Source organism: Pseudomonas sp. GL_139_B, from assembly GCF_057834475.1.
On record NZ_CM174403.1, the window covers coordinates 99,905 to 123,185 of the forward strand.

14 protein-coding genes, 2 tRNA genes and 4 rRNA genes are annotated in these 23,281 nt (G+C 55.7%); 9 read left to right on the plus strand and 11 right to left on the minus strand.

Annotation, left to right across the window (positions count from 1 at the left end; genetic code table 11):
• Positions 1-191: 191 nt before the first annotated feature.
• The 6 genes from AC3ISI_RS00510 to AC3ISI_RS00535 all read right to left on the minus strand — a co-directional run bounded on the left by AC3ISI_RS00510 (position 192) and on the right by AC3ISI_RS00535 (position 6,704).
• Entirely contained in the window at positions 192-407 is a 216-nt protein-coding gene (locus AC3ISI_RS00510) for a DUF1127 domain-containing protein (RefSeq protein WP_489334993.1), read from the minus strand.
• 319 nt (positions 408-726) lie between these two features.
• Complete coding sequence (gene scpC, locus AC3ISI_RS00515; RefSeq protein WP_489334994.1) at positions 727-2,220, minus strand: succinyl-CoA:acetate CoA-transferase ScpC; 1,494 nt, start codon at positions 2,218-2,220, stop codon at positions 727-729.
• A 214-nt stretch (positions 2,221-2,434) separates the two neighbouring features.
• The gene (locus AC3ISI_RS00520; protein ID WP_489334995.1) at positions 2,435-3,871 is read right to left on the minus strand and encodes an NAD(P)(+) transhydrogenase (Re/Si-specific) subunit beta; all 1,437 of its coding nucleotides are present in this window, start codon (positions 3,869-3,871) and stop codon (positions 2,435-2,437) included.
• Entirely contained in the window at positions 3,868-4,236 is a 369-nt protein-coding gene (locus AC3ISI_RS00525; protein ID WP_489334996.1) for an NAD(P) transhydrogenase subunit alpha part 2, read from the minus strand. The genes AC3ISI_RS00520 and AC3ISI_RS00525 overlap by 4 nt, the downstream gene beginning before the upstream one ends.
• Before the next feature lie 11 nt (positions 4,237-4,247).
• Positions 4,248-5,369 carry a Re/Si-specific NAD(P)(+) transhydrogenase subunit alpha gene (locus tag AC3ISI_RS00530; RefSeq protein WP_489334997.1) on the minus strand — a complete coding sequence of 374 codons (1,122 nt, stop codon included), beginning with the start codon at positions 5,367-5,369 and terminating at the stop codon, positions 4,248-4,250.
• A 435-nt stretch (positions 5,370-5,804) separates the two neighbouring features.
• Positions 5,805-6,704, minus strand: a complete 900-nt coding sequence (locus AC3ISI_RS00535; protein ID WP_489337807.1) for a LysR family transcriptional regulator — start codon at positions 6,702-6,704, stop codon at positions 5,805-5,807.
• Positions 6,705-6,862: 158 nt separating this feature from the next.
• On the opposite strand from AC3ISI_RS00535, the gene AC3ISI_RS00540 reads away from it, so the two are divergent.
• The 8 genes from AC3ISI_RS00540 to rrf (AC3ISI_RS00575) all read left to right on the plus strand — a co-directional run bounded on the left by AC3ISI_RS00540 (position 6,863) and on the right by rrf (AC3ISI_RS00575) (position 15,281).
• Positions 6,863-8,044 carry an acyl-CoA dehydrogenase gene (locus AC3ISI_RS00540; protein WP_489334998.1) on the plus strand — a complete coding sequence of 394 codons (1,182 nt, stop codon included), beginning with the start codon at positions 6,863-6,865 and terminating at the stop codon, positions 8,042-8,044.
• Between the two features lie 13 nt (positions 8,045-8,057).
• Positions 8,058-9,278 (plus strand): CaiB/BaiF CoA transferase family protein, encoded by a 1,221-nt coding sequence (locus AC3ISI_RS00545; RefSeq protein ID WP_489334999.1) that lies wholly within the window; start codon positions 8,058-8,060, stop codon positions 9,276-9,278.
• A 586-nt stretch (positions 9,279-9,864) separates the two neighbouring features.
• Positions 9,865-11,401 (plus strand): 16S ribosomal RNA (locus tag AC3ISI_RS00550).
• A gap of 81 nt (positions 11,402-11,482) precedes the next feature.
• Positions 11,483-11,559 (plus strand) — tRNA-Ile (locus AC3ISI_RS00555).
• 30 nt (positions 11,560-11,589) lie between these two features.
• Positions 11,590-11,665 (plus strand) — tRNA-Ala (locus tag AC3ISI_RS00560).
• Positions 11,666-11,901: 236 nt separating this feature from the next.
• Positions 11,902-14,793, plus strand: a 23S ribosomal RNA gene (locus tag AC3ISI_RS00565).
• Between the two features lie 148 nt (positions 14,794-14,941).
• Positions 14,942-15,057 (plus strand): 5S ribosomal RNA (gene rrf / locus AC3ISI_RS00570).
• 108 nt (positions 15,058-15,165) lie between these two features.
• A 5S ribosomal RNA gene (gene rrf / locus AC3ISI_RS00575) occupies positions 15,166-15,281 on the plus strand.
• Together the 16S, 23S and 5S rRNA genes with 2 tRNA genes alongside form the textbook arrangement of a ribosomal RNA operon.
• A gap of 70 nt (positions 15,282-15,351) precedes the next feature.
• On the opposite strand, the gene AC3ISI_RS00580 is transcribed toward rrf (AC3ISI_RS00575), so the two are convergent.
• From AC3ISI_RS00580 to AC3ISI_RS00600, 5 genes are all read right to left on the minus strand, one after another.
• Positions 15,352-15,819, minus strand: a complete 468-nt coding sequence (locus tag AC3ISI_RS00580) for an SRPBCC family protein (protein WP_489335000.1) — start codon at positions 15,817-15,819, stop codon at positions 15,352-15,354.
• A 23-nt stretch (positions 15,820-15,842) separates the two neighbouring features.
• A complete protein-coding gene (locus tag AC3ISI_RS00585) occupies positions 15,843-19,253 on the minus strand; it encodes an amino acid adenylation domain-containing protein (protein ID WP_489335002.1) in 3,411 nt (1,136 codons plus the stop codon).
• A gap of 14 nt (positions 19,254-19,267) precedes the next feature.
• Positions 19,268-20,197: a diiron oxygenase gene (locus AC3ISI_RS00590; RefSeq protein ID WP_489335003.1), complete on the minus strand. Its 930-nt coding sequence runs from the start codon at positions 20,195-20,197 to the stop codon at positions 19,268-19,270.
• Positions 20,194-20,970: a DUF3050 domain-containing protein gene (locus AC3ISI_RS00595; RefSeq protein WP_489335004.1), complete on the minus strand. Its 777-nt coding sequence runs from the start codon at positions 20,968-20,970 to the stop codon at positions 20,194-20,196. The genes AC3ISI_RS00590 and AC3ISI_RS00595 overlap by 4 nt, the downstream gene beginning before the upstream one ends.
• Positions 20,971-21,653: 683 nt before the next feature.
• A complete protein-coding gene (locus AC3ISI_RS00600; protein ID WP_489335005.1) occupies positions 21,654-22,364 on the minus strand; it encodes a GntR family transcriptional regulator in 711 nt (236 codons plus the stop codon).
• 218 nt (positions 22,365-22,582) lie between these two features.
• Between AC3ISI_RS00600 and lapG the strand changes: the two genes are divergently transcribed.
• Positions 22,583-23,275 carry a cysteine protease LapG gene (gene lapG / locus AC3ISI_RS00605; protein ID WP_489335006.1) on the plus strand — a complete coding sequence of 231 codons (693 nt, stop codon included), beginning with the start codon at positions 22,583-22,585 and terminating at the stop codon, positions 23,273-23,275.
• Positions 23,276-23,281: the final 6 nt, after the last annotated feature.

A 23,281-nucleotide genomic window follows, 5' to 3' on the forward strand; every position in this document is an offset into this window, starting at 1 on the left:
CTACCGCAAGTAATTGTACTTGTGCAGATACTTAAATAACAAACTGTACCGGTCTTATGTAAGGAATGTTTGTTTTCGGTTGGATAGGCACGAAAACGACAAAGCCCGTCGTGGTTTCCCACGACGGGCTTTGTTTTTTCAATCTGGATTGCTGGCAGTGGACCCGATGGGTCAGGGCCAGCGACGCTAACTCAGCGCCAGAACGGCTTGCTCAACTCTTCGTAACGCTGTGCTTCGCTAATCCCTGCGTCGGCCAGCAGACGCGAATCCAAGCGAGCCAATTGATGGCGGCTGGAGATGCGGCGCTGCCACAGCATCAGGTTGGCGATAACGCGCAGAGGCATGGAAGCCTGGGTTTTTGCAGTAGTGTCTTCGAAAAACAGGTCGGAACTGAGTGTACGTTCCATGATTGACATCCTTCCGCTTGTGGCGGGATTAGGTAGTGGTTTGACTGGTGCCCATGATCCTCTCGTCTGGCTAGTCTCTGTAGATACAGTTCACCTGTATTGTGAGGGACCAGTTAACTGTTAATAGGGGGTGTACTGGTCTAAATTGAGGCAACTGTACCTATATGCACCTATATGGTGCGTTTTTATGCAATTGGCCGAAAGAAGCGGGCTGTTTCGGTAGGGAATGACCGGTACAGCAGTACAGTTTTAAACAGTTTTCTGCCTGACAGCAGCAGGCTGACGAAACTGTGTTTGCGTCAGCTGCCATCTGTACCAATTACACCTTGAGCATGCGCCCCGTTTCTTCCAGATTTATGTGCCAGCTCAGCGCATCACGCAGGATATGCGGCGTGTGACCACCGATTGCGCAAGCCGCGGTGAAGTAGTCGTCCAGGGCCTGGCGATAGTCTGGGTGCACACAGTTGTCGATGACGACCCGCGCCCGTTCCCGAGGCGCCAGCCCGCGCAAATCCGCCAGGCCAATCTCGGTGACGAGGATGTCGACGTCGTGCTCTGTGTGGTCGACGTGGCTGACCATCGGCACGACGCTGGAGATTGCGCCGCCCTTGGCGATTGATTTGGTGACGAAGACGGATAAATGCGCGTTGCGCGCAAAGTCGCCCGAGCCGCCAATGCCGTTCATCATCCGCGTGCCGCAGACGTGGGTGGAGTTGACGTTGCCATAGAGGTCAAACTCCAGCGCCGTGTTGATGCCGATAATGCCAAGTCGACGCACCACTTCAGGGTGGTTGGAGATTTCCTGGGGGCGCAGCACCAATTTGTCCTTGTAGCGCTCCAGGTTGCCAAACACATCGGCGTTGCGACGGCTCGACAGCGTGATCGAACTGCCCGACGCAAAGCTCAGCTTGCCGGCGTCGATCAGGTCGAAAGTCGAATCCTGCAGCACCTCGGAGTACATGGTCAGGTCTTCAAATGGCGAATCAATCAGGCCACACATCACGGAGTTGGCAATGGTACCGATACCGGCCTGCAGTGGGCCGAGCTTGTTGGTCATACGCCCGGCCGCCACTTCCTGCTTGAAGAAGTTGATCAGGTGGTCGGCAATCGCCTGGGTTTCAGCGTCCGGTGGCAATACGGTGGACGGCGAATCCGACTGATTGGTGATCACGATCGCGACGATCTTCTCCGGCGGGATCGGGATGGCGGTGCTGCCAATGCGGTCATCGACTTTCACCAGTGGAATCGGCGTACGTGTCGGACGGTATGTCGGGATATAAATATCGTGCAGGCCTTCGAGGTTCGGGTTATGCGCCATGTTGATCTCGACGATCACGTGTTTGGCGAAAATCGCGAAGCTGGCCGAGTTGCCAACTGACGTGGTCGGCACAATATGGCCGTGCTCGGTGATCGCCACCGCTTCAATCACCGCAAGGTCCGGCAACTTGAGTTGTTGATTGCGCAATTGCTCCACGGTTTCCGAGAGGTGCTGGTCGATGAACATCACCTCGCCCGCATTAATAGCCTTGCGCAGGGTGCTGTCCACCTGGAATGGCATGCGTCGTGACAGTACGCCGGCTTCGGTGAGTTGTTTGTCGAGGTCGTTGCCCAGGCTGGCGCCGGTCATCAGGGTGATTTTGAGCGGCGAGACCTTCGCGCGCTCGGCCAGTGCCTGGGGGACGGCTTTGGCTTCGCCAGCGCGGGTGAAGCCGCTCATGCCGACGGTCATGCCGTCCTCTATCAGAGCGGCGGCGTCGACGGCGCTCATCACTTTATCCAACAAGGATGGCAGGCGAATACGGTCTCGGTACATGGGTTGTTATCTCGGGCAACGGGTAGCAGGGCGTGCAGTCTAGTGAATTACGTAGACTTCTGTCCCGCTACCAAGGTCGCAAATGAGGTGTCTATTCCGGGCCTTTAGAGCAAAACACCATTACCGGATCGGTAACAAAAGCGTAGTTTTGTCTGACGTTTTGCGCAAACAAAAACGCCCCGACGAGTCGGGGCGTTCTGTGTGCCGCTGAAGGTTACTCGACAGCTTTGACCATGTCTTCGATGACTTTCTTGGCGTCGCCGAACACCATCATGGTCTTGTCCAGGTAGAACAGTTCGTTGTCCAGACCGGCATAGCCGCTGGCCATCGAACGCTTGTTGACGATGATGGTTTTAGCCTTGAACGCTTCCAGAATCGGCATGCCGGCAATCGGCGATTTCGGGTCGTTCTTCGCGGCCGGATTGACCACGTCGTTGGCGCCCAATACCAGCACCACGTCGGCCTGGCCGAACTCGGAGTTGATGTCTTCCATCTCGAACACCTGGTCGTAAGGCACTTCGGCCTCGGCGAGCAAAACGTTCATGTGGCCAGGCATCCGACCGGCAACCGGGTGGATCGCGTACTTCACGGTCACGCCGCGATGGGTCAGCTTCTCGGTCAGTTCCTTCAGCGCGTGCTGCGCCCGTGCAACCGCCAGGCCGTAGCCCGGAACGATGATCACGGTGTCGGCGTTGGTCAGCAGGAATGTCGCGTCGTCAGCCGAACCGGATTTGACCGGGCGGGCTTCTTTCGAGCCAGCAGGGCCGGCCGCATCTGCGGTATTGCCGAATCCGCCGAGCAGCACGTTGAAGAACGAACGGTTCATCGCCTTGCACATGATGTACGAAAGGATCGCACCGGACGAACCCACCAGGGAGCCCGCAATGATCAGCATCGAGTTGTTCAGCGAGAAGCCGATACCGGCCGCTGCCCAGCCGGAGTAGCTGTTGAGCATCGACACGACTACCGGCATGTCCGCGCCGCCAATCGGGATGATGATTAGTACACCCAGAACGAAGGCCAGTGCCAGCATCAGCGCGAAGGCGCTGAGATTGCCGATCAGCATGAAGCTCACGCCGAGTGCCAGTGTCGCCAGGCCCAGCAGCAGGTTCAGCTTATGCTGGCCGGCGAACTGTACGGGTGCGCCCTGGAACAGGCGGAACTTGTACTTGCCGGAGAGCTTGCCGAAAGCGATAACCGAACCGGAAAAGGTGATTGCACCGATCGCCGCACCGAGGAACAGTTCCAGACGGTTACCAGCCGGGATCGCGTCACCGAGTTGCTGGACGATGCCCAGGGATTGCGGCTCGACCACCGCTGCAATGGCGATGAATACCGCCGCCAGACCGATCATGCTGTGCATGAAAGCGACCAGCTCCGGCATTTTGGTCATTTCAACGCGTTTGGCCATGATCGAACCGACAGTGCCGCCGATCAGCAGGCCGACGATCACGTAGACGATACCGTCATGGGCCAGTTCGGCACCGAGCTTGTAGATCAGGCCGACCGTGGTCAGAATCGCCAGGCCCATGCCGAGCATGCCGAACAGGTTGCCGCGACGCGACGTGGTGGGGTGCGAAAGGCCCTTTAGCGCCTGGATGAAGCAGACCGAGGCGATCAAATACAGGGACGTAACCAGGTTCATGCTCATGCTTGCTGTACCTCAGCCTTGACTGCTTCGGTCTTGGCGGCCGGAGCTTTTGAGGGCGCTTTTGCTGGAGCTGCTTTCTTCTTGAACATTTCCAGCATGCGCCGGGTCACCAGGAAGCCACCAAATACGTTCACCGCGGCCAGGGCCACGGCCAGGGTGCCCATGGTCTTGCCCAGCGGGGTCACGGTGAGGGCGGCGGCGAGCATGGCGCCGACGATCACGATGGCCGAGATGGCGTTAGTGACAGCCATCAGCGGTGTGTGCAGTGCAGGTGTCACGTTCCAGACCACGTGATAGCCGACATAGATGGCCAGTACGAAGATGATCAGGTTGTAGATACCGTGAGAGATCAGCATGTCTTCCATTGTTTTTATCCTCAGCCGTTCTTGCGCACGATCTGGCCATCGCGGCACATCAGGCACGCGGCGACGATATCGTCTTCAAGGTTGATCACCAGTTGTCCTTCTTTATCGAACAACAGTTTCATGAAGTCCAGCAGGTTACGTGCGTACAGGGCCGAAGCATCTGCCGCCACCGCGCCGGCCAGGTTGGTCGGGCCGCAAATGGTCACGCCATTTTCGACCACCACCTGATCCGCCACGGTCAGCGGGCAGTTGCCGCCCTGAGCCGCGGCAAGGTCGATGACTACTGAGCCCGGCTTCATCTGCGCCACGGTTTCCGCTCTCAACAGCGTCGGTGCCTTGCGGCCCGGGATCAGTGCAGTGGTGATGACGATGTCAGCCTGCTTGGCGCGTTCGTGTACAGCCAAGGCCTGGCGTTGCATCCAGCTGGCAGGCATTGGGCGCGCGTAACCGCCGACACCGACGGCGCATTCGCGCTCTTCATCGGTCTCGTAAGGAACGTCGACGAATTTCGCCCCCAGAGATTCGATTTGTTCTTTCACCGCAGGACGTACGTCCGAGGCCTCGATCACTGCGCCCAGACGCTTGGCGGTTGCAATGGCCTGCAAACCTGCCACGCCGGCGCCCAGAATCAGCACGCGCGCTGCTTTCACAGTGCCCGCAGCGGTCATCAGCATCGGCATGAAGCGTGGGTAGTGATGAGCGGCCAACAACACGGCTTTATAGCCGGCGATGTTCGCCTGGGAAGACAGCACGTCCAGGCTCTGCGCGCGGGAGGTGCGTGGCGCGGCCTCCAGCGCGAAGGCGGTAATGCCGCATTCGGCCAGCTTGGCGATGGTTTCATTGCTGAACGGATTGAGCATGCCCACCACAACGGTGCCGCTTTTAATCAGCGTCAGTTCGCTGTCGCTGGGAGCGACCACCTTGAGAATCAGCTCGGCACCGAACGCATCGTTGGCGCTGCCAATCGTTGCGCCGGCCGCTTCATAAGCACTGTCGACAACACTGGCATTAATGCCGGCGCCGCTTTGCACAGTGACCTTATGACCCTGGCCGATCAGCTTCTTGATGGTTTCCGGGGTTGCAGCAACCCGTGTTTCACCCGTTTGGGTTTCGAGAGGAACACCAATGTGCACGTCAAATCTCCTGCGTGATCTTATTGAGTAAACCCAGGCACTTCGGATGGTGCGGCTGGGGCGGCCGATCAGCACGATCCCGCCGAATCAGGGCGGGGCGCGGCATTTTGCAGGCGAACTTTGTGCCCTTCAAGGGATTATGACGGGTGACGGAAAATTAACTACAAGTCACCCCGTGACCGAATGTCGCAACTGCCGGGCTCAATCCCTTGCAGGCTGTGACTTGTACGGGGTTTTGTTGAATATTGGCAAATTACATATCTTTACGGTGAATGAGGCGTCATTGGCAGCCGATAGCGGCGCAAAGCCACGTCATCAGCCGCTTGTGGGACGTTTGTGCTGCTTGTCCGTACAGTCTGTGTATATGCGACATATAGTTATATCTGTAGGGCTTTCATTTTGCTGACTACGGGGTCAGCTAATTGGCTGAAGCCTTTATCCCTCTAGGTTGTAGCTGTGCGCCTGATTGAGCAGCCAGTCGCGAAATGCCTTTAAAGACGCCGATTCCACTTTTCGCTCGGGAATCATCAGGTAATAAGCCTTGATGCTCGATAATGCCTGTGGGTTGGCAATCATCAGGCGCTTCTCCGCCAATTCACGCTGAATCAGGAACGGTGGAATCAGCGCGATGCCCATGTCGTGCATGGCCGCTTGGGCAAGCATAGAGAATAGCTCGTAGCGCGGTCCTGTCATGTCCCTGGGGATATTGAGGTTCTGCGAGTTAAACCACTGACGCCATGCATAGGGGCGGGTGGTCTGTTGCAGCAGAGGGAGTTCGGCGATCTCAACGGGTGACAGATTTGTCTTGTTGCCCAGTAGGGCGGGGCTGCACACAGGCATCGGATTTTCGCCCATCAACCTGTGGGATTCTGTACCTGACCAGTCGGCGTCACCGAAGTAGATCGCTGCATCGAAGTCGGTGTCGGCAAACAGAAAGGGCCGAGTACGGTTCGTAAGGTTGACCGTCACTTCCGGGTGTTTTTGTTGAAAGTCTTTGAGTCGCGGCAGCAGCCACTGGGTGCCAAAGGTTGGAACCACTGCCAGTTCGATCACGTTGGCGCCCTGTTGCCCCATCACTGACAGCGTGTCCCGCTCTACCGCATCAAGTTGTGTTGCTACGCGGCGGCTGTAGGAAAGGCCGGCTTCCGTCAGCTTCACTCCACGCCGCGAGCGTCGGAAAAGCTCAACGCTGAGGAACTCCTCCAGGCTGGCGATCTGTCGGCAAATGGCGCCTTGAGTCAGCGAAAGCTCGAGGGCGGCTTTTGTAAAGCTTTCGTGGCGTGCGGCCGCTTCAAAGCTGATCAGGGCTGTAGTGCTGGGGATTTTCCTGCGCATGTACGTCAATCTCACTAATGCATCGCATAAAAGCTCTTTTACGATGTTTCGGAGTGAGAAATTAGCACAACAGTATGCAAAATCCTCGTTTGCCGTAAAGTCGAACCCGGCCTAGGATCAGTCCACGTAATTTGACCCTGATACGAGAGGACACACTCATGGGCGGTAAAGCGAGCTTCAACTGGATCGATCCTCTGCTGCTGGATCAACAGCTCACTGAAGAAGAACGCATGATTCGTGACACTGCCGAGCAATTCGCTCAGCAGACGCTCGCACCGCGCGTTCTCGAAGCTTTCCGCCATGAGAAGACTGATCCAGCGATCTTCCGTGAAATGGGTGAAGTTGGTCTGTTGGGCGCAACTATCCCAGAGCAATATGGTGGCAGTGGCCTGAACTATGTGAGCTACGGCCTGATTGCTCGTGAAGTGGAGCGTGTCGACTCCGGCTACCGCTCGATGATGAGCGTGCAGTCCTCGCTGGTGATGGTGCCGATCAATGAGTTCGGCACTGAAGCCCAGAAGCAGAAGTACCTGCCAAAACTGGCCACCGGTGAGTGGATTGGCTGCTTCGGTCTGACAGAGCCTAACCATGGTTCCGACCCGGGCGCGATGATTACTCGTGCGCGCAAAGTGGAAGGCGGCTACAGCCTGACCGGCAACAAAATGTGGATCACCAACAGCCCGATTGCTGATGTGTTCGTGGTCTGGGCTAAAGATGACGCTGGCGACATCCGTGGTTTTGTTTTGGAGAAGGGCTGGAAAGGCCTGAGCACTCCGGCAATTCATGGCAAGGTTGGTTTGCGTGCATCCATCACCGGCGAAATCGTCATGGACAACGTGTTTGTCCCTGAAGAGAACATCTTCCCGGACGTCCGTGGTTTGAAAGGTCCTTTTACCTGCCTTAACTCCGCGCGTTATGGCATTTCCTGGGGGGCGCTGGGTGCTGCCGAGTTCTGCTGGCACACCGCTCGCCAATACACCCTGGATCGTCAGCAGTTCGGTCGTCCATTGGCTGCCACTCAACTGATCCAGAAGAAGCTCGCCGACATGCAGACGGAAATCACCATGGCGCTGCAAGGCTGCCTGCGTCTGGGGCGTATGAAAGACGAAGGCACTGCGGCGGTGGAGATCACTTCGATGATGAAGCGCAACTCTTGCGGCAAGTCCCTGGACATCGCTCGCATGGCGCGCGACATGCTAGGTGGCAACGGCATCTCCGATGAGTTCGGTGTCGCTCGCCATCTGGTCAACCTGGAAGTGGTGAATACCTACGAAGGTACGCATGACGTTCACGCGCTGATTCTCGGTCGCGCGCAGACAGGCATCCAGGCGTTCTATTAATAGGAGAACGGCCATGGGCGCGCTTTCGCATCTGCGGGTACTGGATTTATCGCGGGTACTGGCCGGGCCTTGGGCCGGGCAGATCTTGGCGGACCTTGGCGCCGAAGTGATCAAGGTCGAGCGCCCGGGTAATGGTGATGACACGCGCGCTTGGGGGCCTCCTTTCCTGAAAGACGCCTATGGTGAGAACACCAGCGAGGCCGCCTATTACCTGTCGGCCAATCGCAACAAACAATCGGTCACCATCGACTTCACGCGTGCGGAAGGTCAGAAGTTGGTGCGGGAGTTGGCGGCAAAGTCGGACATCCTGATCGAAAACTTCAAGGTCGGCGGGCTGGCAGCTTATGGGCTGGACTATGAGTCGCTCAAGGCGATCAATCCGAATTTGATTTATTGCTCGATTACCGGGTTTGGTCAGACCGGTCCCTACGCCAAGCGTGCGGGTTATGACTTCATGATCCAGGGCTTGGGCGGTCTGATGAGCCTGACAGGTAGGCCGGAGGGTGATGAGGGTGGCGGACCGGTAAAGGTTGGTGTGGCGCTGACAGATATTTTGACCGGGCTCTACTCGACGGTGGCGATACTGGCCGCGCTTGCGCATCGGGATCACGATGGTGGCGGGCAGCATATCGATATGGCATTGCTGGATGTTCAGGTCGCGTGCCTGGCCAACCAGGCGATGAACTACCTGACGACAGGCAATGCACCGAAACGCTTGGGTAACGCCCATCCGAACATCGTACCTTATCAGGACTTTCCTACGGCGGATGGCGACTTCATTCTCACCGTGGGTAACGATGGTCAATTCCGCAAGTTCGCCGAAGTGGCGGGGCGGTCGCAGTGGGCAGACGATCCGCGCTTCGCGACCAATAAGCTGCGAGTGGCGAATCGGGCGGTATTGATTCCGCTGATCCGTCAGGCGACGGTGTTCAAGACCACTGCGGAATGGGTCTTGCAGCTGGAGCAGGCTGGTGTGCCATGTGGTCCGATCAATGATCTGGCGCAGATGTTTGCTGATCCGCAGGTCAAGGCGCGTGGGTTGGCGATTGAAATGCCCCATGCGTTGGCAGGGGTGGTGCCGCAGGTGGCGAGCCCTATTCGTCTGTCCAAGACCCCGGTGGAGTACCGCAATGCTCCTCCTTTATTGGGCGAGCATACGCAGGAGGTTCTGCAGCGTGTGCTGGGTCTGGGGGCTGGTGCGGTGGCAGCTTTCAAAGAGGCTGGGGTGCTCTGAGGGTTCTCTCTATATAGAGGGAAGCTATATTGCTCCTCTATATAGAGACAAATCGGGTGGTTTTCAGCCTTCTGGCAAGTTATTGATAGATAAGCAAAATCAATGCTTGACGGCAGATTCTGGATGTCTATAATTCGCCCCACTTCCGGCGCAGTCGAAACGGAAAACTCCTTGGTAAACAAAGAGTTATGCAGTTTTCGGCAGCAAGCGGCTTCAGTTTATCGAAGCCCGAAAGGAGTTGAAAAAGAGGTGTTGACAGCAGCGTGTAACGCTGTAGAATTCGCCTCCCGCTGACGAGAGATCGAAAGCGCAAGTGGTTGAAGTTACAAAGGAAACTTTGAAAGCTTCTGAAAATAACCGCTTGACAGCAACAGAGGCTGCTGTAGAATGCGCGCCTCGGTTGAGACGAAAGATCTTAACCAACCGCTCTTTAACAACTGAATCAAGCAATTCGTGTGGGTGCTTGTGGAGTCAGACTGATAGTCAACAAGATTATCAGCATCACAAGTTACTCCGCGAGAAATCAAAGATGTAACCAACGATTGCTGAGCCAAGTTTAGGGTTTCTTAAAAACCCAAAGATGTTTGAACTGAAGAGTTTGATCATGGCTCAGATTGAACGCTGGCGGCAGGCCTAACACATGCAAGTCGAGCGGTAGAGAGAAGCTTGCTTCTCTTGAGAGCGGCGGACGGGTGAGTAATGCCTAGGAATCTGCCTGGTAGTGGGGGATAACGTTCGGAAACGAACGCTAATACCGCATACGTCCTACGGGAGAAAGCAGGGGACCTTCGGGCCTTGCGCTATCAGATGAGCCTAGGTCGGATTAGCTAGTTGGTGAGGTAATGGCTCACCAAGGCGACGATCCGTAACTGGTCTGAGAGGATGATCAGTCACACTGGAACTGAGACACGGTCCAGACTCCTACGGGAGGCAGCAGTGGGGAATATTGGACAATGGGCGAAAGCCTGATCCAGCCATGCCGCGTGTGTGAAGAAGGTCTTCGGATTGTAAAGCACTTTAAGTTGGGAGGAAGGGCAGTAACCTAATACGTTGCTGTCTTGACGTTACCGACAGAATAAGCACCGGCTAACTCTGTGCCAGCAGCCGCGGTAATACAGAGGGTGCAAGCGTTAATCGGAATTACTGGGCGTAAAGCGCGCGTAGGTGGTTCGTTAAGTTGGATGTGAAAGCCCCGGGCTCAACCTGGGAACTGCATTCAAAACTGACGAGCTAGAGTATGGTAGAGGGTGGTGGAATTTCCTGTGTAGCGGTGAAATGCGTAGATATAGGAAGGAACACCAGTGGCGAAGGCGACCACCTGGACTGATACTGACACTGAGGTGCGAAAGCGTGGGGAGCAAACAGGATTAGATACCCTGGTAGTCCACGCCGTAAACGATGTCAACTAGCCGTTGGGAGCCTTGAGCTCTTAGTGGCGCAGCTAACGCATTAAGTTGACCGCCTGGGGAGTACGGCCGCAAGGTTAAAACTCAAATGAATTGACGGGGGCCCGCACAAGCGGTGGAGCATGTGGTTTAATTCGAAGCAACGCGAAGAACCTTACCAGGCCTTGACATCCAATGAACTTTCCAGAGATGGATTGGTGCCTTCGGGAACATTGAGACAGGTGCTGCATGGCTGTCGTCAGCTCGTGTCGTGAGATGTTGGGTTAAGTCCCGTAACGAGCGCAACCCTTGTCCTTAGTTACCAGCACGTAATGGTGGGCACTCTAAGGAGACTGCCGGTGACAAACCGGAGGAAGGTGGGGATGACGTCAAGTCATCATGGCCCTTACGGCCTGGGCTACACACGTGCTACAATGGTCGGTACAGAGGGTTGCCAAGCCGCGAGGTGGAGCTAATCCCAGAAAACCGATCGTAGTCCGGATCGCAGTCTGCAACTCGACTGCGTGAAGTCGGAATCGCTAGTAATCGCGAATCAGAATGTCGCGGTGAATACGTTCCCGGGCCTTGTACACACCGCCCGTCACACCATGGGAGTGGGTTGCACCAGAAGTAGCTAGTCTAACCTTCGGGAGGACGGTTACCACGGTGTGATTCATGACTGGGGTGAAGTCGTAACAAGGTAGCCGTAGGGGAACCTGCGGCTGGATCACCTCCTTAATCGACGACATCAGCTGCTCCATAAGTTCCCACACGAATTGCTTGATTCATTGAAGAAGACGAAAGAAGCAGCCCGAAATTGGGTCTGTAGCTCAGTTGGTTAGAGCGCACCCCTGATAAGGGTGAGGTCGGCAGTTCGAATCTGCCCAGACCCACCAATTTTGTGTGGGAAACGCCTGTAGAAATACGGGGCCATAGCTCAGCTGGGAGAGCGCCTGCCTTGCACGCAGGAGGTCAACGGTTCGATCCCGTTTGGCTCCACCACTACTGCTTCTGTCGGTATAAAGCTTAGAAATGAGCATTCCATCGCGATGATGGTGAATGTTGATTTCTAGTCTTTGACTAGTTCGTTCTTTAAAAATTTGGGTATGTGATAGAAAGATAGACTGAACGTTACTTTCACTGGTAACGGCTCAGGCTAAGGTAAAATTTGTGAGTTAAATTGCGAATTTTCGGCGAATGTCGTCTTCATAGTATAACCAGATTGCTTGGGGTTATATGGTCAAGTGAAGAAGCGCATACGGTGGATGCCTTGGCAGTCAGAGGCGATGAAAGACGTGGTAGCCTGCGAAAAGCTTCGGGGAGTCGGCAAACAGACTTTGATCCGGAGATGTCTGAATGGGGGAACCCAGCCATCATAAGATGGTTATCTTAAGCTGAATACATAGGCTTAAGAGGCGAACCAGGGGAACTGAAACATCTAAGTACCCTGAGGAAAAGAAATCAACCGAGATTCCCTTAGTAGTGGCGAGCGAACGGGGACTAGCCCTTAAGTGGCTTTGAGATTAGCGGAACGCTCTGGAAAGTGCGGCCATAGTGGGTGATAGCCCTGTACGCGAAAATCTCTTGGTCATGAAATCGAGTAGGACGGAGCACGAGAAACTTTGTCTGAATATGGGGGGACCATCCTCCAAGGCTAAATACTACTGACTGACCGATAGTGAACTAGTACCGTGAGGGAAAGGCGAAAAGAACCCCGGAGAGGGGAGTGAAATAGATCCTGAAACCGTATGCGTACAAGCAGTGGGAGCCCACTTTGTTGGGTGACTGCGTACCTTTTGTATAATGGGTCAGCGACTTATTTTCAGTGGCGAGCTTAACCGAATAGGGGAGGCGTAGCGAAAGCGAGTCTTAATAGGGCGTCTAGTCGCTGGGAATAGACCCGAAACCGGGCGATCTATCCATGGGCAGGTTGAAGGTTGGGTAACACTAACTGGAGGACCGAACCGACTACCGTTGAAAAGTTAGCGGATGACCTGTGGATCGGAGTGAAAGGCTAATCAAGCTCGGAGATAGCTGGTTCTCCTCGAAAGCTATTTAGGTAGCGCCTCATGTATCACTGTAGGGGGTAGAGCACTGTTTCGGCTAGGGGGTCATCCCGACTTACCAAACCGATGCAAACTCCGAATACCTACAAGTGCCGAGCATGGGAGACACACGGCGGGTGCTAACGTCCGTCGTGAAAAGGGAAACAACCCAGACCGTCAGCTAAGGTCCCAAAGTTATGGTTAAGTGGGAAACGATGTGGGAAGGCTTAGACAGCTAGGAGGTTGGCTTAGAAGCAGCCACCCTTTAAAGAAAGCGTAATAGCTCACTAGTCGAGTCGGCCTGCGCGGAAGATGTAACGGGGCTCAAACCATACACCGAAGCTACGGGTATCACTTAGGTGATGCGGTAGAGGAGCGTTCTGTAAGCCTGTGAAGGTGAGTTGAGAAGCTTGCTGGAGGTATCAGAAGTGCGAATGCTGACATGAGTAACGACAATGGGTGTGAAAAACACCCACGCCGAAAGACCAAGGTTTCCTGCGCAACGTTAATCGACGCAGGGTTAGTCGGTCCCTAAGGCGAGGCTGAAAAGCGTAGTCGATGGAAAACAGGTTAATATTCCTGTACTTCTGGTTATTGCGATGGAGGGACGGAGAAGGCTAGGCCAGCTTGGCGTTGGTTGTCCAAGTTTAAGGTGGTAGGCTGGAATCTTAGGTAAATCCGGGATTCTAAGGCCGAGAGCTGATGACGAGTGTTCTTTTAGAACACGAAGTGGTTGATGCCATGCTTCCAAGAAAAGCTTCTAAGCTTCAGGTAACCAGGAACCGTACCCCAAACCGACACAGGTGGTTGGGTAGAGAATACCAAGGCGCTTGAGAGAACTCGGGTGAAGGAACTAGGCAAAATGGCACCGTAACTTCGGGAGAAGGTGCGCCGGTGAGGGTGAAGCATTTACTGCGTAAGCCCATGCCGGTCGAAGATACCAGGCCGCTGCGACTGTTTATTAAAAACACAGCACTCTGCAAACACGAAAGTGGACGTATAGGGTGTGACGCCTGCCCGGTGCCGGAAGGTTAATTGATGGGGTTAGCTAACGCGAAGCTCTTGATCGAAGCCCCGGTAAACGGCGGCCGTAACTATAACGGTCCTAAGGTAGCGAAATTCCTTGTCGGGTAAGTTCCGACCTGCACGAATGGCGTAACGATGGCGGCGCTGTCTCCACCCGAGACTCAGTGAAATTGAAATCGCTGTGAAGATGCAGTGTATCCGCGGCTAGACGGAAAGACCCCGTGAACCTTTACTATAGCTTTGCACTGGACTTTGAATTTGCTTGTGTAGGATAGGTGGGAGGCTTTGAAGCGTGGACGCCAGTTCGCGTGGAGCCAACCTTGAAATACCACCCTGGCAACTTTGAGGTTCTAACTCAGGTCCGTTATCCGGATCGAGGACAGTGTATGGTGGGTAGTTTGACTGGGGCGGTCTCCTCCTAAAGAGTAACGGAGGAGTACGAAGGTGCGCTCAGACCGGTCGGAAATCGGTCGTAGAGTATAAAGGCAAAAGCGCGCTTGACTGCGAGACAGACACGTCGAGCAGGTACGAAAGTAGGTCTTAGTGATCCGGTGGTTCTGTATGGAAGGGCCATCGCTCAACGGATAAAAGGTACTCCGGGGATAACAGGCTGATACCGCCCAAGAGTTCATATCGACGGCGGTGTTTGGCACCTCGATGTCGGCTCATCACATCCTGGGGCTGAAGCCGGTCCCAAGGGTATGGCTGTTCGCCATTTAAAGTGGTACGCGAGCTGGGTTTAGAACGTCGTGAGACAGTTCGGTCCCTATCTGCCGTGGACGTTTGAGATTTGAGAGGGGCTGCTCCTAGTACGAGAGGACCGGAGTGGACGAACCTCTGGTGTTCCGGTTGTCACGCCAGTGGCATTGCCGGGTAGCTATGTTCGGAATAGATAACCGCTGAAAGCATCTAAGCGGGAAACTAGCCTCAAGATGAGATCTCACTGGGACCTTGAGTCCCCTGAAGGGCCGTCGAAGACTACGACGTTGATAGGTTGGGTGTGTAAGCGCTGTGAGGCGTTGAGCTAACCAATACTAATTGCCCGTGAGGCTTGACCATATAACACCCAAGCAATTTGCGTCGAAAGGCCAGATTGCGGTGTGTGAAGACGAAAGAACCGAAAGTTCGAAAGCAACGCACAAATCTATTGCATACCCATTCGCTGGAGCGTGATCTCGCAAGAGAGCACGAACTGGCTACCGAATTTCTTGACGACCATAGAGCATTGGAACCACCTGATCCCATCCCGAACTCAGCAGTGAAACGATGCATCGCCGATGGTAGTGTGGGGTTTCCCCATGTGAGAGTAGGTCATCGTCAAGATTAAATTCCGAAACCCCTATCTGCGTATGCAGGTAGGGGTTTTGTTTTAGTAGAAGTCACCGTTTTTTGCTGGCACGTTACGGCTGTAACGGGCTGGTCACAGAATTTCTTGACGACCATAGAGCATTGGAACCACCTGATCCCATCCCGAACTCAGCAGTGAAACGATGCATCGCCGATGGTAGTGTGGGGTTTCCCCATGTGAGAGTAGGTCATCGTCAAGATTGAATTCCGAAACCCCTGTCTGCTAACGCAGACAGGGGTTTTGTCGTTTTAAGCTGCAAAAACGAATCCTTACGCAAACAGCTTCAACACATTGTTCATCGCATCATCGGCAAACCCCTGCACAAAATCCTTGAACCCCGGCAAGGCTTCAACGCCCCCCTGTGCTGGTTCGGCGATGATGGTCCAAGTCGCACGGGACTTACCTACGCCCAGCGGCTCAACGCTCATGGCCGCCCACAAATTGGCCACGCCTAACGTGTTGTAGATCGTGGTCCAGGTCATGTTCAACGCGTGGTCGTCCCGTGAATTGAGCTGTTCAACCACCAAGTTGCCGTCCTTAAAGAATTTTTTTCGCAGGGACGATACGCCTTCGCCCGTCATTTCGATATGCGACAGCGCCGGGATGAACTGATCGAAGCCGGCGAAGTTGCCGGCGATTGCCCAGACTTTCGCCGCATCGGCCGGTACTTCCACAGACGACTCGACGTGGCAGCCTTGAGGATTTTTAATCAGGGTATCGGGTTGCAGAGTGCTCATGGTTTTGCTCCGTTTCGGTTGGGTCAGATGAAGTTGATTTCTTTCAGGTAGTCGCAGCCACGACGCAGCAGCGCCGGGGTTTTTTCCGGGTAATGCGCGCCCATCTGTCGCACGCCGGCCTGGGCGTTGTCGTGGCCGATCATCGAGATATCGCCGATGTCTTCCTCGAAGCCGTTGAGGTAAAAACCGAGCACGCCGAACAGCGCGTTGTCACTGTCAACCCGGTCCAGTTGCTGTTGCCAGTCAGCGACGCTGACCATGGAGAATTCCCGCCCAGCCTCGCGAAAGGACACCACGTAGTCATCCCAGCTCAGGGGTTCGGGGTTGTGCAGGTTGAACACTGCTTTTTCAGGCTGATAGCGGCTGGCATGGAAGGCGATGAACCGGGCGAGAAAGTCCACCGGCATCAGGTCGAAATTCAGCGCGAACTGCGGTACCTGGCCGAGCTGGATCGAGCCTTTGAGCATCAGCATCAAACGGTTTTTGTGTGGCTGACAGACACCCGTGAGGCTGTTGAAACTGATGTTGCCCGGGCGATAGAGATTGACCCGCACCCCACGCTCGCGCGCCCGTTCAAGAATCCGTTCGCCGACCCACTTGGAAAGGTTGTAGCCATTCTTGATATAGATCGGCGGTGTCTGCGCAGCGGGCAATTCCAGCACCCGACCATCGGCAGTCATCGTGCTGGACGCCGAGAGCGTCGAGACGAAGTTGAAAACCTTCTTGCTGCGCCCTTCACACAACCTGAGGCACTCGAAAATTGGTTCGACGTTGTCCCGCGCCAGCGACTCGTAATCGAGTACGTGATTGACGTTGGCAGCGTTGTGCACCAGTGCGCCGAACTCCTGGTCCAGGCGCTGGTAAACCTCGGGACACAGCCCCAGAGACGGACGAGTGATGTCCGCGGCATACACCTGCACCCGACTCAGGTCGAGATGTTCCAGACGGTTCTCGCGCAATGCATGAGCAAAGCGTTCAGCCGCCGATTGCCCACCACCATCGCGCACCAGGCATGCGACTTCAGTGGCACCCCAACCCAGTAGTGCCTCAACAATGTGCACGCCGACAAAACTGTTGGCGCCAGTCACGATCACCTTGTGCACATCGCCCATTTGGCTAATGGGCAATGGCTGAATATCCAGCTCACGAAAGGCATCGGCCAAGGCCTTTTCGCTCAGCACTTCTTCAGTGCCGGAGCCGCGCACCAAGGTCGCCAACTTGGCAATCGTCGGTAACTCGATGAAACGGTTGATCGAGATACTGCGACCAAACTCCTCCCGCAATCGCAGCAACATACGCGACAACAGAATCGAGTGACCACCGAGGTTGAAGAAGCTTTCGTCGGTAGAAATGTCACTGGCCGGCAGCTCCAGTAACTCTGCCCAAATCGCCAGAAGCAGTGCCTCATCGGCACTGGTGGGTACGCGCCGAGTAGTGTTTCCCAGGACACTGACAGGCATTGCAAGCAGTGCTTTACGGTCGACTTTGCCATTGCTGGCGAAGGGCATGCTTTGCAGTTCGGTCCAGGCAACCGGCTGCATGTAGTCGGGCAAAAACCGCAGCGCGTGAGCCTTCAAGGCTTCGCGAGCGGTGCCGAGCCGGTCTTCCTGAGGCTGCGCGAGGAACGCCAGAATGCGCCGCTGGCTGTCGATGACCACCGCCACTTGGCGATATAACTGGCTGTCGCGCAGGCAGCGTTCAATCTCTTCCGGTTCCACTCGGAAGCCCCGAATCTTCACTTGGTGATCTCGCCGGCCACACAGCTCGACGCCGTCGCGGGTCCACTTCGCCATGTCGCCGGTTCGGTAGGCGCGCAGGCGTTGGCGGCCTGGAACACTCAGGTTCAGATAGCGTTCGGCGGTCTGCTGTGGATTGTTCAAATACCCCAGGCACACACCCGGTCCGACGATGTACAACTCACCGACGGTTTGGTTGGCCACCGGTTGAAAATTTTCATCGAGAATCAGCACCTGGCTGTTGGCAATCGGTGCGCCGAGGGTTCGATTGTTGTCGCCAGTATGCAATTGTCGCGCAGTAATCAGCACCGTGGCCTCGGTCGGGCCGTAAAGGTTGTAGAGCTTCCCTTGCCGAGACATTTGCTCGATCACATAGGGTTCGCAAACGTCGCCGCCGGTCATCACATGATCCAGACCCTGCAACTGCTCCAGCGGCAGAATGCTCAACAGTGCCGGTGGCAAAAACGCGTGGCTGAGCTGGCGGTGGCGGATCAGCTCAACCAGTTGCAAGGGATCGCGACGTTGATCGTCACTGGGCACGATCAGCTCGGCGCCCTGAAGCAGGGTCGGGAAAATGTCGATCAGCGACGAGTCAAAACTCAACGACGAAAACTGCAACACACGACTCTGTTCGGCGATCTGCACGTAGTCGGCGTACCACGCGGTGAAGTGCGCCAGATTGGCCTGACTGAGCAACACGCCTTTGGGGTGCCCGGTGGTGCCCGAGGTATAGAGCGCCATGCACGGCGCATCAAGATCGGGCCGCTGGCGCATCAAAGGCTGTTGGAGGTCCACGTCGTCGACGTCGATGCGGCTGATGTCCAGTCCCGGCATGTCGTCAGCGAGTGGATGCTGGCCGTCATGCAGCAACAGCACAGCCCCGGCATTTGAAAGAATGTACTGCTGACGTTGCAGCGGGTGGCTCGGCTCCAGCGGCAAATACACGGCACCGCTGCCAAGAATCGCCAGAATCCCCGCATATAGCGCGCCGCATTTCGGCAGGCAGATCCCGACCACCAACGGTCCCTGATGCTTATCAAGCAGCGGCTGTAATTGCTGTTGGATAGCGCGGCTATGGGCATGCAGTTGCCGATAGCTCAACGTCGTACCGTCGATGGTCAGTGCGGGGCGTTCGGCGGATTGAAGAAGGCGTTGTTCTAGGCGCTCGATCATCGGGATCTGGCCCAGTGTCAGCAGCCCGGGTTGATCGGTGAAGTTGAGCTGATGGACGAAGGCCAGGTGTTCGAGCCACAACAGATTTTCCACCCGCTCAAAGTGAGCAGGCGCTGCCGGTTGAGCGTGCAGAAAATACGCTGAATCCCGGGAAAAGCGGCTGACCAGCAGCGCAACGTGATCCACCAACTCTGCCACCGCTCGCAGGCGCAATGCCTGGCCGTTGCCGGAAGGTTCCTCGGCGATTGATACGCGCGTTAACAGTGCCGAGTTGTAGGTGCATAACACATTCAGCGACGGCAAACCGCCAGCCTCCGATCCACCGATACCCAGTTGCAGCGTCAGTCGCGGCGTTGAGCTAAAGCCGGCAAACAGCAGACTTGCATCGTCGATCAGCAAATCAAACGACGGCTGCTCATTGAGCGTGTCGAACCGCACCAGCGAATGACCGTGTTGTTCAAGCTCCAGCGCCAGGTCGGTCAAGGCCTGGCTTTGCCCAATGAGCAAAATGTCGAGACGTCTCATGGATGTACTCCTTGTTAATCCAGGTAATCGCTAAGCGCGTCTTGCACGCACGGTGAATCGAGCAGTGAGCTGTTGCGAAAAAACCGCACGATGTTGGTGACCAGCGGGTGGTGGCGATTGATCGGGAAGGCCAGCCCCGCGACTTCGCACTTGAGTGACTGACGTGCCGCCTCGCTGATCTGCAAAGACTCGATCAACCGGAAGTCGAAGGATTTCTGAATATCGTTGGTCAGGTAATGACGGATGAACACCGGAAGAATCTGCGCGATGCAATGGCGATCGTCTTCATTCGCGGTGTGCCAGTAGATGCGCACGAGGCGCGCCCAGAAGCCGGAATGGCGACCTTCGTCCAGCAGGTGATCCGCCATCAGCCCTTTGATCGACTGCTTGACTGTGTCGTCCTTGGCGAACGCCGCGACATCACCGGTAACAGTGTTTTCGGCAATGGCCACGCAGATCAATTCGACCGCGCTGCGCAGGTGTTCCGACGCGAGCGCCACGGCCGCCGGGATGGCTCGACTGAGCTCGATTTCGTCGGGTAATACGATCGGTGTGATACCGGTCATGGCGATGGTCTGCTGCATGAAGTCCATGGCCACCAACGCGTGGTAATCCTCGTCCACGACCACCGTCATGGCGTCGTAACGGCAGGCAAACGGGAAGGTCATGGCGAAGCGATTCTTGGCGATGCTGCGCGCAGTCTTGTCGACGATCTCGGTTTCGAAAATCACCACGTCGTTGATGAACTTGTAGAGCGTCTGCACCAGCGCGAAGTCCCGTTGCTCGGGGCACTCGCGCAGGAAGGTTTCGCACAGCACCAGCGGTTGGCGGCTCAAGGGATAGATCAACTTGTCGTCGTGTTCCAGCATCCGCCGTGGGCGAGTGCGGATGGTCGCGCGGCTCTCCCAGGCGTCGGCGAAGGATTGGTAGTCAGCCCCGTTCATGCGCTCACCTCAGGCATGGGTTCGCCCATGCTCAGGCGTAGGCCGTCCCACAGGGCGATGCGGCTTTCGACGGCGGCAATGGCGCTGGCGTAGACGTCCTCTTCGCGCTGTGGGTTACCATCGATCAGCCGCGCGAGGAGCTTTTCTGCGGCCGGGCCGTGGTCTTCGGAGTCGACTTCGATGTGACGCTCCAGGTAGTAACGGAAGGTCGGCGCTTGTTCAATGCCGATCCCCCAGTCGTCGAGAATTCGCTGGAACATCTTCGGAATCACGCTCTCACGACCATGCAAAAACGCCGCGGCAACGCTGTGTCCGGGTGCATGCAATGCCGTGTGCAAGGTCTGGCGTACGAACTGCGCAGCTGCCGGATCGACTTCCACGCTTTGCAACGCGATGTCGAAACTCACGCCCTCCTGTTGCAACGCTACAAAGCGCTCCACAGCGACGGTGCTGGCACCGACTTCGCGCATCGCATCCAGATACAACTCAAAATGGCTGTAATGGCCCTGAGCCGGACGATCATCGGACTCTTCACCCAGCACGATTTCGTTGATCAGACGCGCGGACTGCGGGTCTCGTGGTGGCAGCCAGGGCAGTTGAACGCAGGTCAATTCCTGTTGCAGGCGCTTGGTCAGTGACATGAAATCCCACACGGCAAATACATGGGTTTCCATGAAGCGTTGAAGTACCGACAGCGAATGTATTTCAGAGAAAATCGGGTGTGCACTAAGTTCGGCTTTTTTCTGGATGAGGCGGTCTTTATTGTTTTTCATGGGCGGGCCTATAAGTTAGGTGAAGTGTCATTCAGGAAGTTGCGATCAATAAGTGTCCGTCGTTTAAAGATTTCTGTGGGCGAGCAAGTACCTCAAGCTAATTGATCTGTGTGGGTGGGTGTGAGTCCGCAGGTCAAGGCTAGCGGGCCGGCACTCAGTGCGGCGGAGAAAAACTAATACACGAGTAAAGTTGCAGGCAAGTCATTTTTTAATTAAGTTAACGTGCATGTTTTTCAGGTGCGATAAGTTCCAATAAAACTTTAGTTTGAAGTTTTATTTAGGTGTAATTGCTCCTTCCGACTCATGAGGGTCAGAATTGAAATGAAGAGTGAATGCCTCACTCGAAGCAACTTTCATAGTTGAATCATTGACGTGGTTTTAGGGGTGGAAGTTGGCAGGGACCAACGCCGGTTCTTCCTTTCCCGTGACAAGACTCCTTCCTTAGGTTCTTGTTGCGGGGAACTGCTGCGCAGGTGCGTAGCGTCGCCCGCTCATTCGTTATTGGCAGTCCAAGAGTGAGCGTAAATTGCGGCAGCGGCTATCACCGAAACGTCACTTCTCGGTGCAATTGTTGGGCTTGGGAGGGAGAAATCGAGGACAAGGCTTTAGAGGGGGGGCTTGCCGCCGTCGCGACAAGCGAAAACGAGCAGTAATACTTGCTCGTTCAGGTTTGCTGGCACGGTCTACCGGGAGATTTTCTTGTTAAGCGCTTCAGAGCTGGCGAGGTAGCGTGTAATGACTTCGACACCTCGGTTGAGGTGATTCTCGAGCATCTTTATCGCACGCTCGATGTCGCGGTCTTCCACGGCCAGTAACAACGCTCGATGATCATCCTGGGACAGTTTGCCCAGGCCCATCGCTTCCAGATTGAAGCGCAGGAAACGTTCCTCTTCGTTCAACCCTTCTTCGACCAGATTCAACAATCGACGGTTTGGCGCCTTGCTGTACAGCGACATATGGAACAGGCGATTGAGCCGTCCAATTTCCGTGTAATCGCTCTCTGTTTCCATGTCATCGATATGACGGGCAGCCTGCTCAATGTCTGCTTTCTCAAGTAATGGAATGGAGAGTCGCAGCGCTTCAGACTCCAACAGAATCCGCAGTGCATAGGTTTCCACGGCATCACCCGACACGAGCGGTGCGACGACGGCGCCTTTATGGGCGACAACGTTGAGCAGCGCCTGGGCTTCGAGCTGGCGCAAGGCTTCGCGCACGGGCATGCGGCTGACGCCGAACAAATCGGCCAAATCCTGTTGCCGCAACGCGGTGCCGCAAGGGATGCGCCCATCGAGAATTGCCGAGCGCAGCGTTTCTTCGATCACCGAACGTGCGAGGTGAGCGGGAATCGGCCCGCTGACCTTGATACTACTGAGAGGGCTGGTCTTTTGTGGCACTACTCGCACCCTATTCGACGGAAATATTTGGATCCAAATGGACACTAGTGACTGCAACGGAGCTTGTCAAACAGGTCAGGTTCTCAATCGTCATCTTTTCATGTCATTCACAATACAAAGTTTAGCGCGTCACCCGTGATTGCATCGTGCCATTGTCTTTTGCCGGGCTAACCTGCACCATCGGTCGAATTCCATTCGCCTGACCTGGATGCCTCGCATTGGCGGTACGTTTCGCAATCCCACGGATTTTGCGCTGGCTGTGCTGCGCTCTGCTACTGACTGGCGTCATGCTGGGTGGTTTGCAGGCCGATTGGGACTTTTCGCTGATCAGCCGTCGTGCTCAGGCTTTGTACGGCCCGTTGGGTGAAGGGCAGCAGCGGATTGACGCCTGGCAGCATTTGCTGGCCACGCAGAAGCAGCTCAGTGAGCTGGAACAGCTCAAAGTGGTCAACCTGTTCTTCAACAATCAGGTGCGCTACGTCGAGGACATCGACCTGTGGCACGAAGTCGACTATTGGGAAACGCCCATCGAAGCGCTGTGGAAGGGCGCTGGCGATTGCGAAGACTATGCGATTGCCAAGTATTTCAGCCTGCGCCACCTCGGCGTGTCCAGTGACAAGCTGCGCATCACCTACGTCAAGGCCTTGCGTCAGAACCGGGCGCACATGGTGTTGACCTACTATTCAAGCCCCGAGGCGATGCCACTGGTGCTCGACAGCCTGATCAACGAGATAAAACCGGCCAGTCAACGAACCGATCTGTTACCGGTCTACTCTTTCAATGCAGAAGGTTTGTATTTGCCGGGCGCCAAGGGCAACAAAAAGGTCGGTGACACCAAACGTCTTTCCCGCTGGCAGGACGTGTTGAAGAAAATGCAGGCCGAAGGTTTCCCGGTCGAAACGACAAACTAGGAGCAC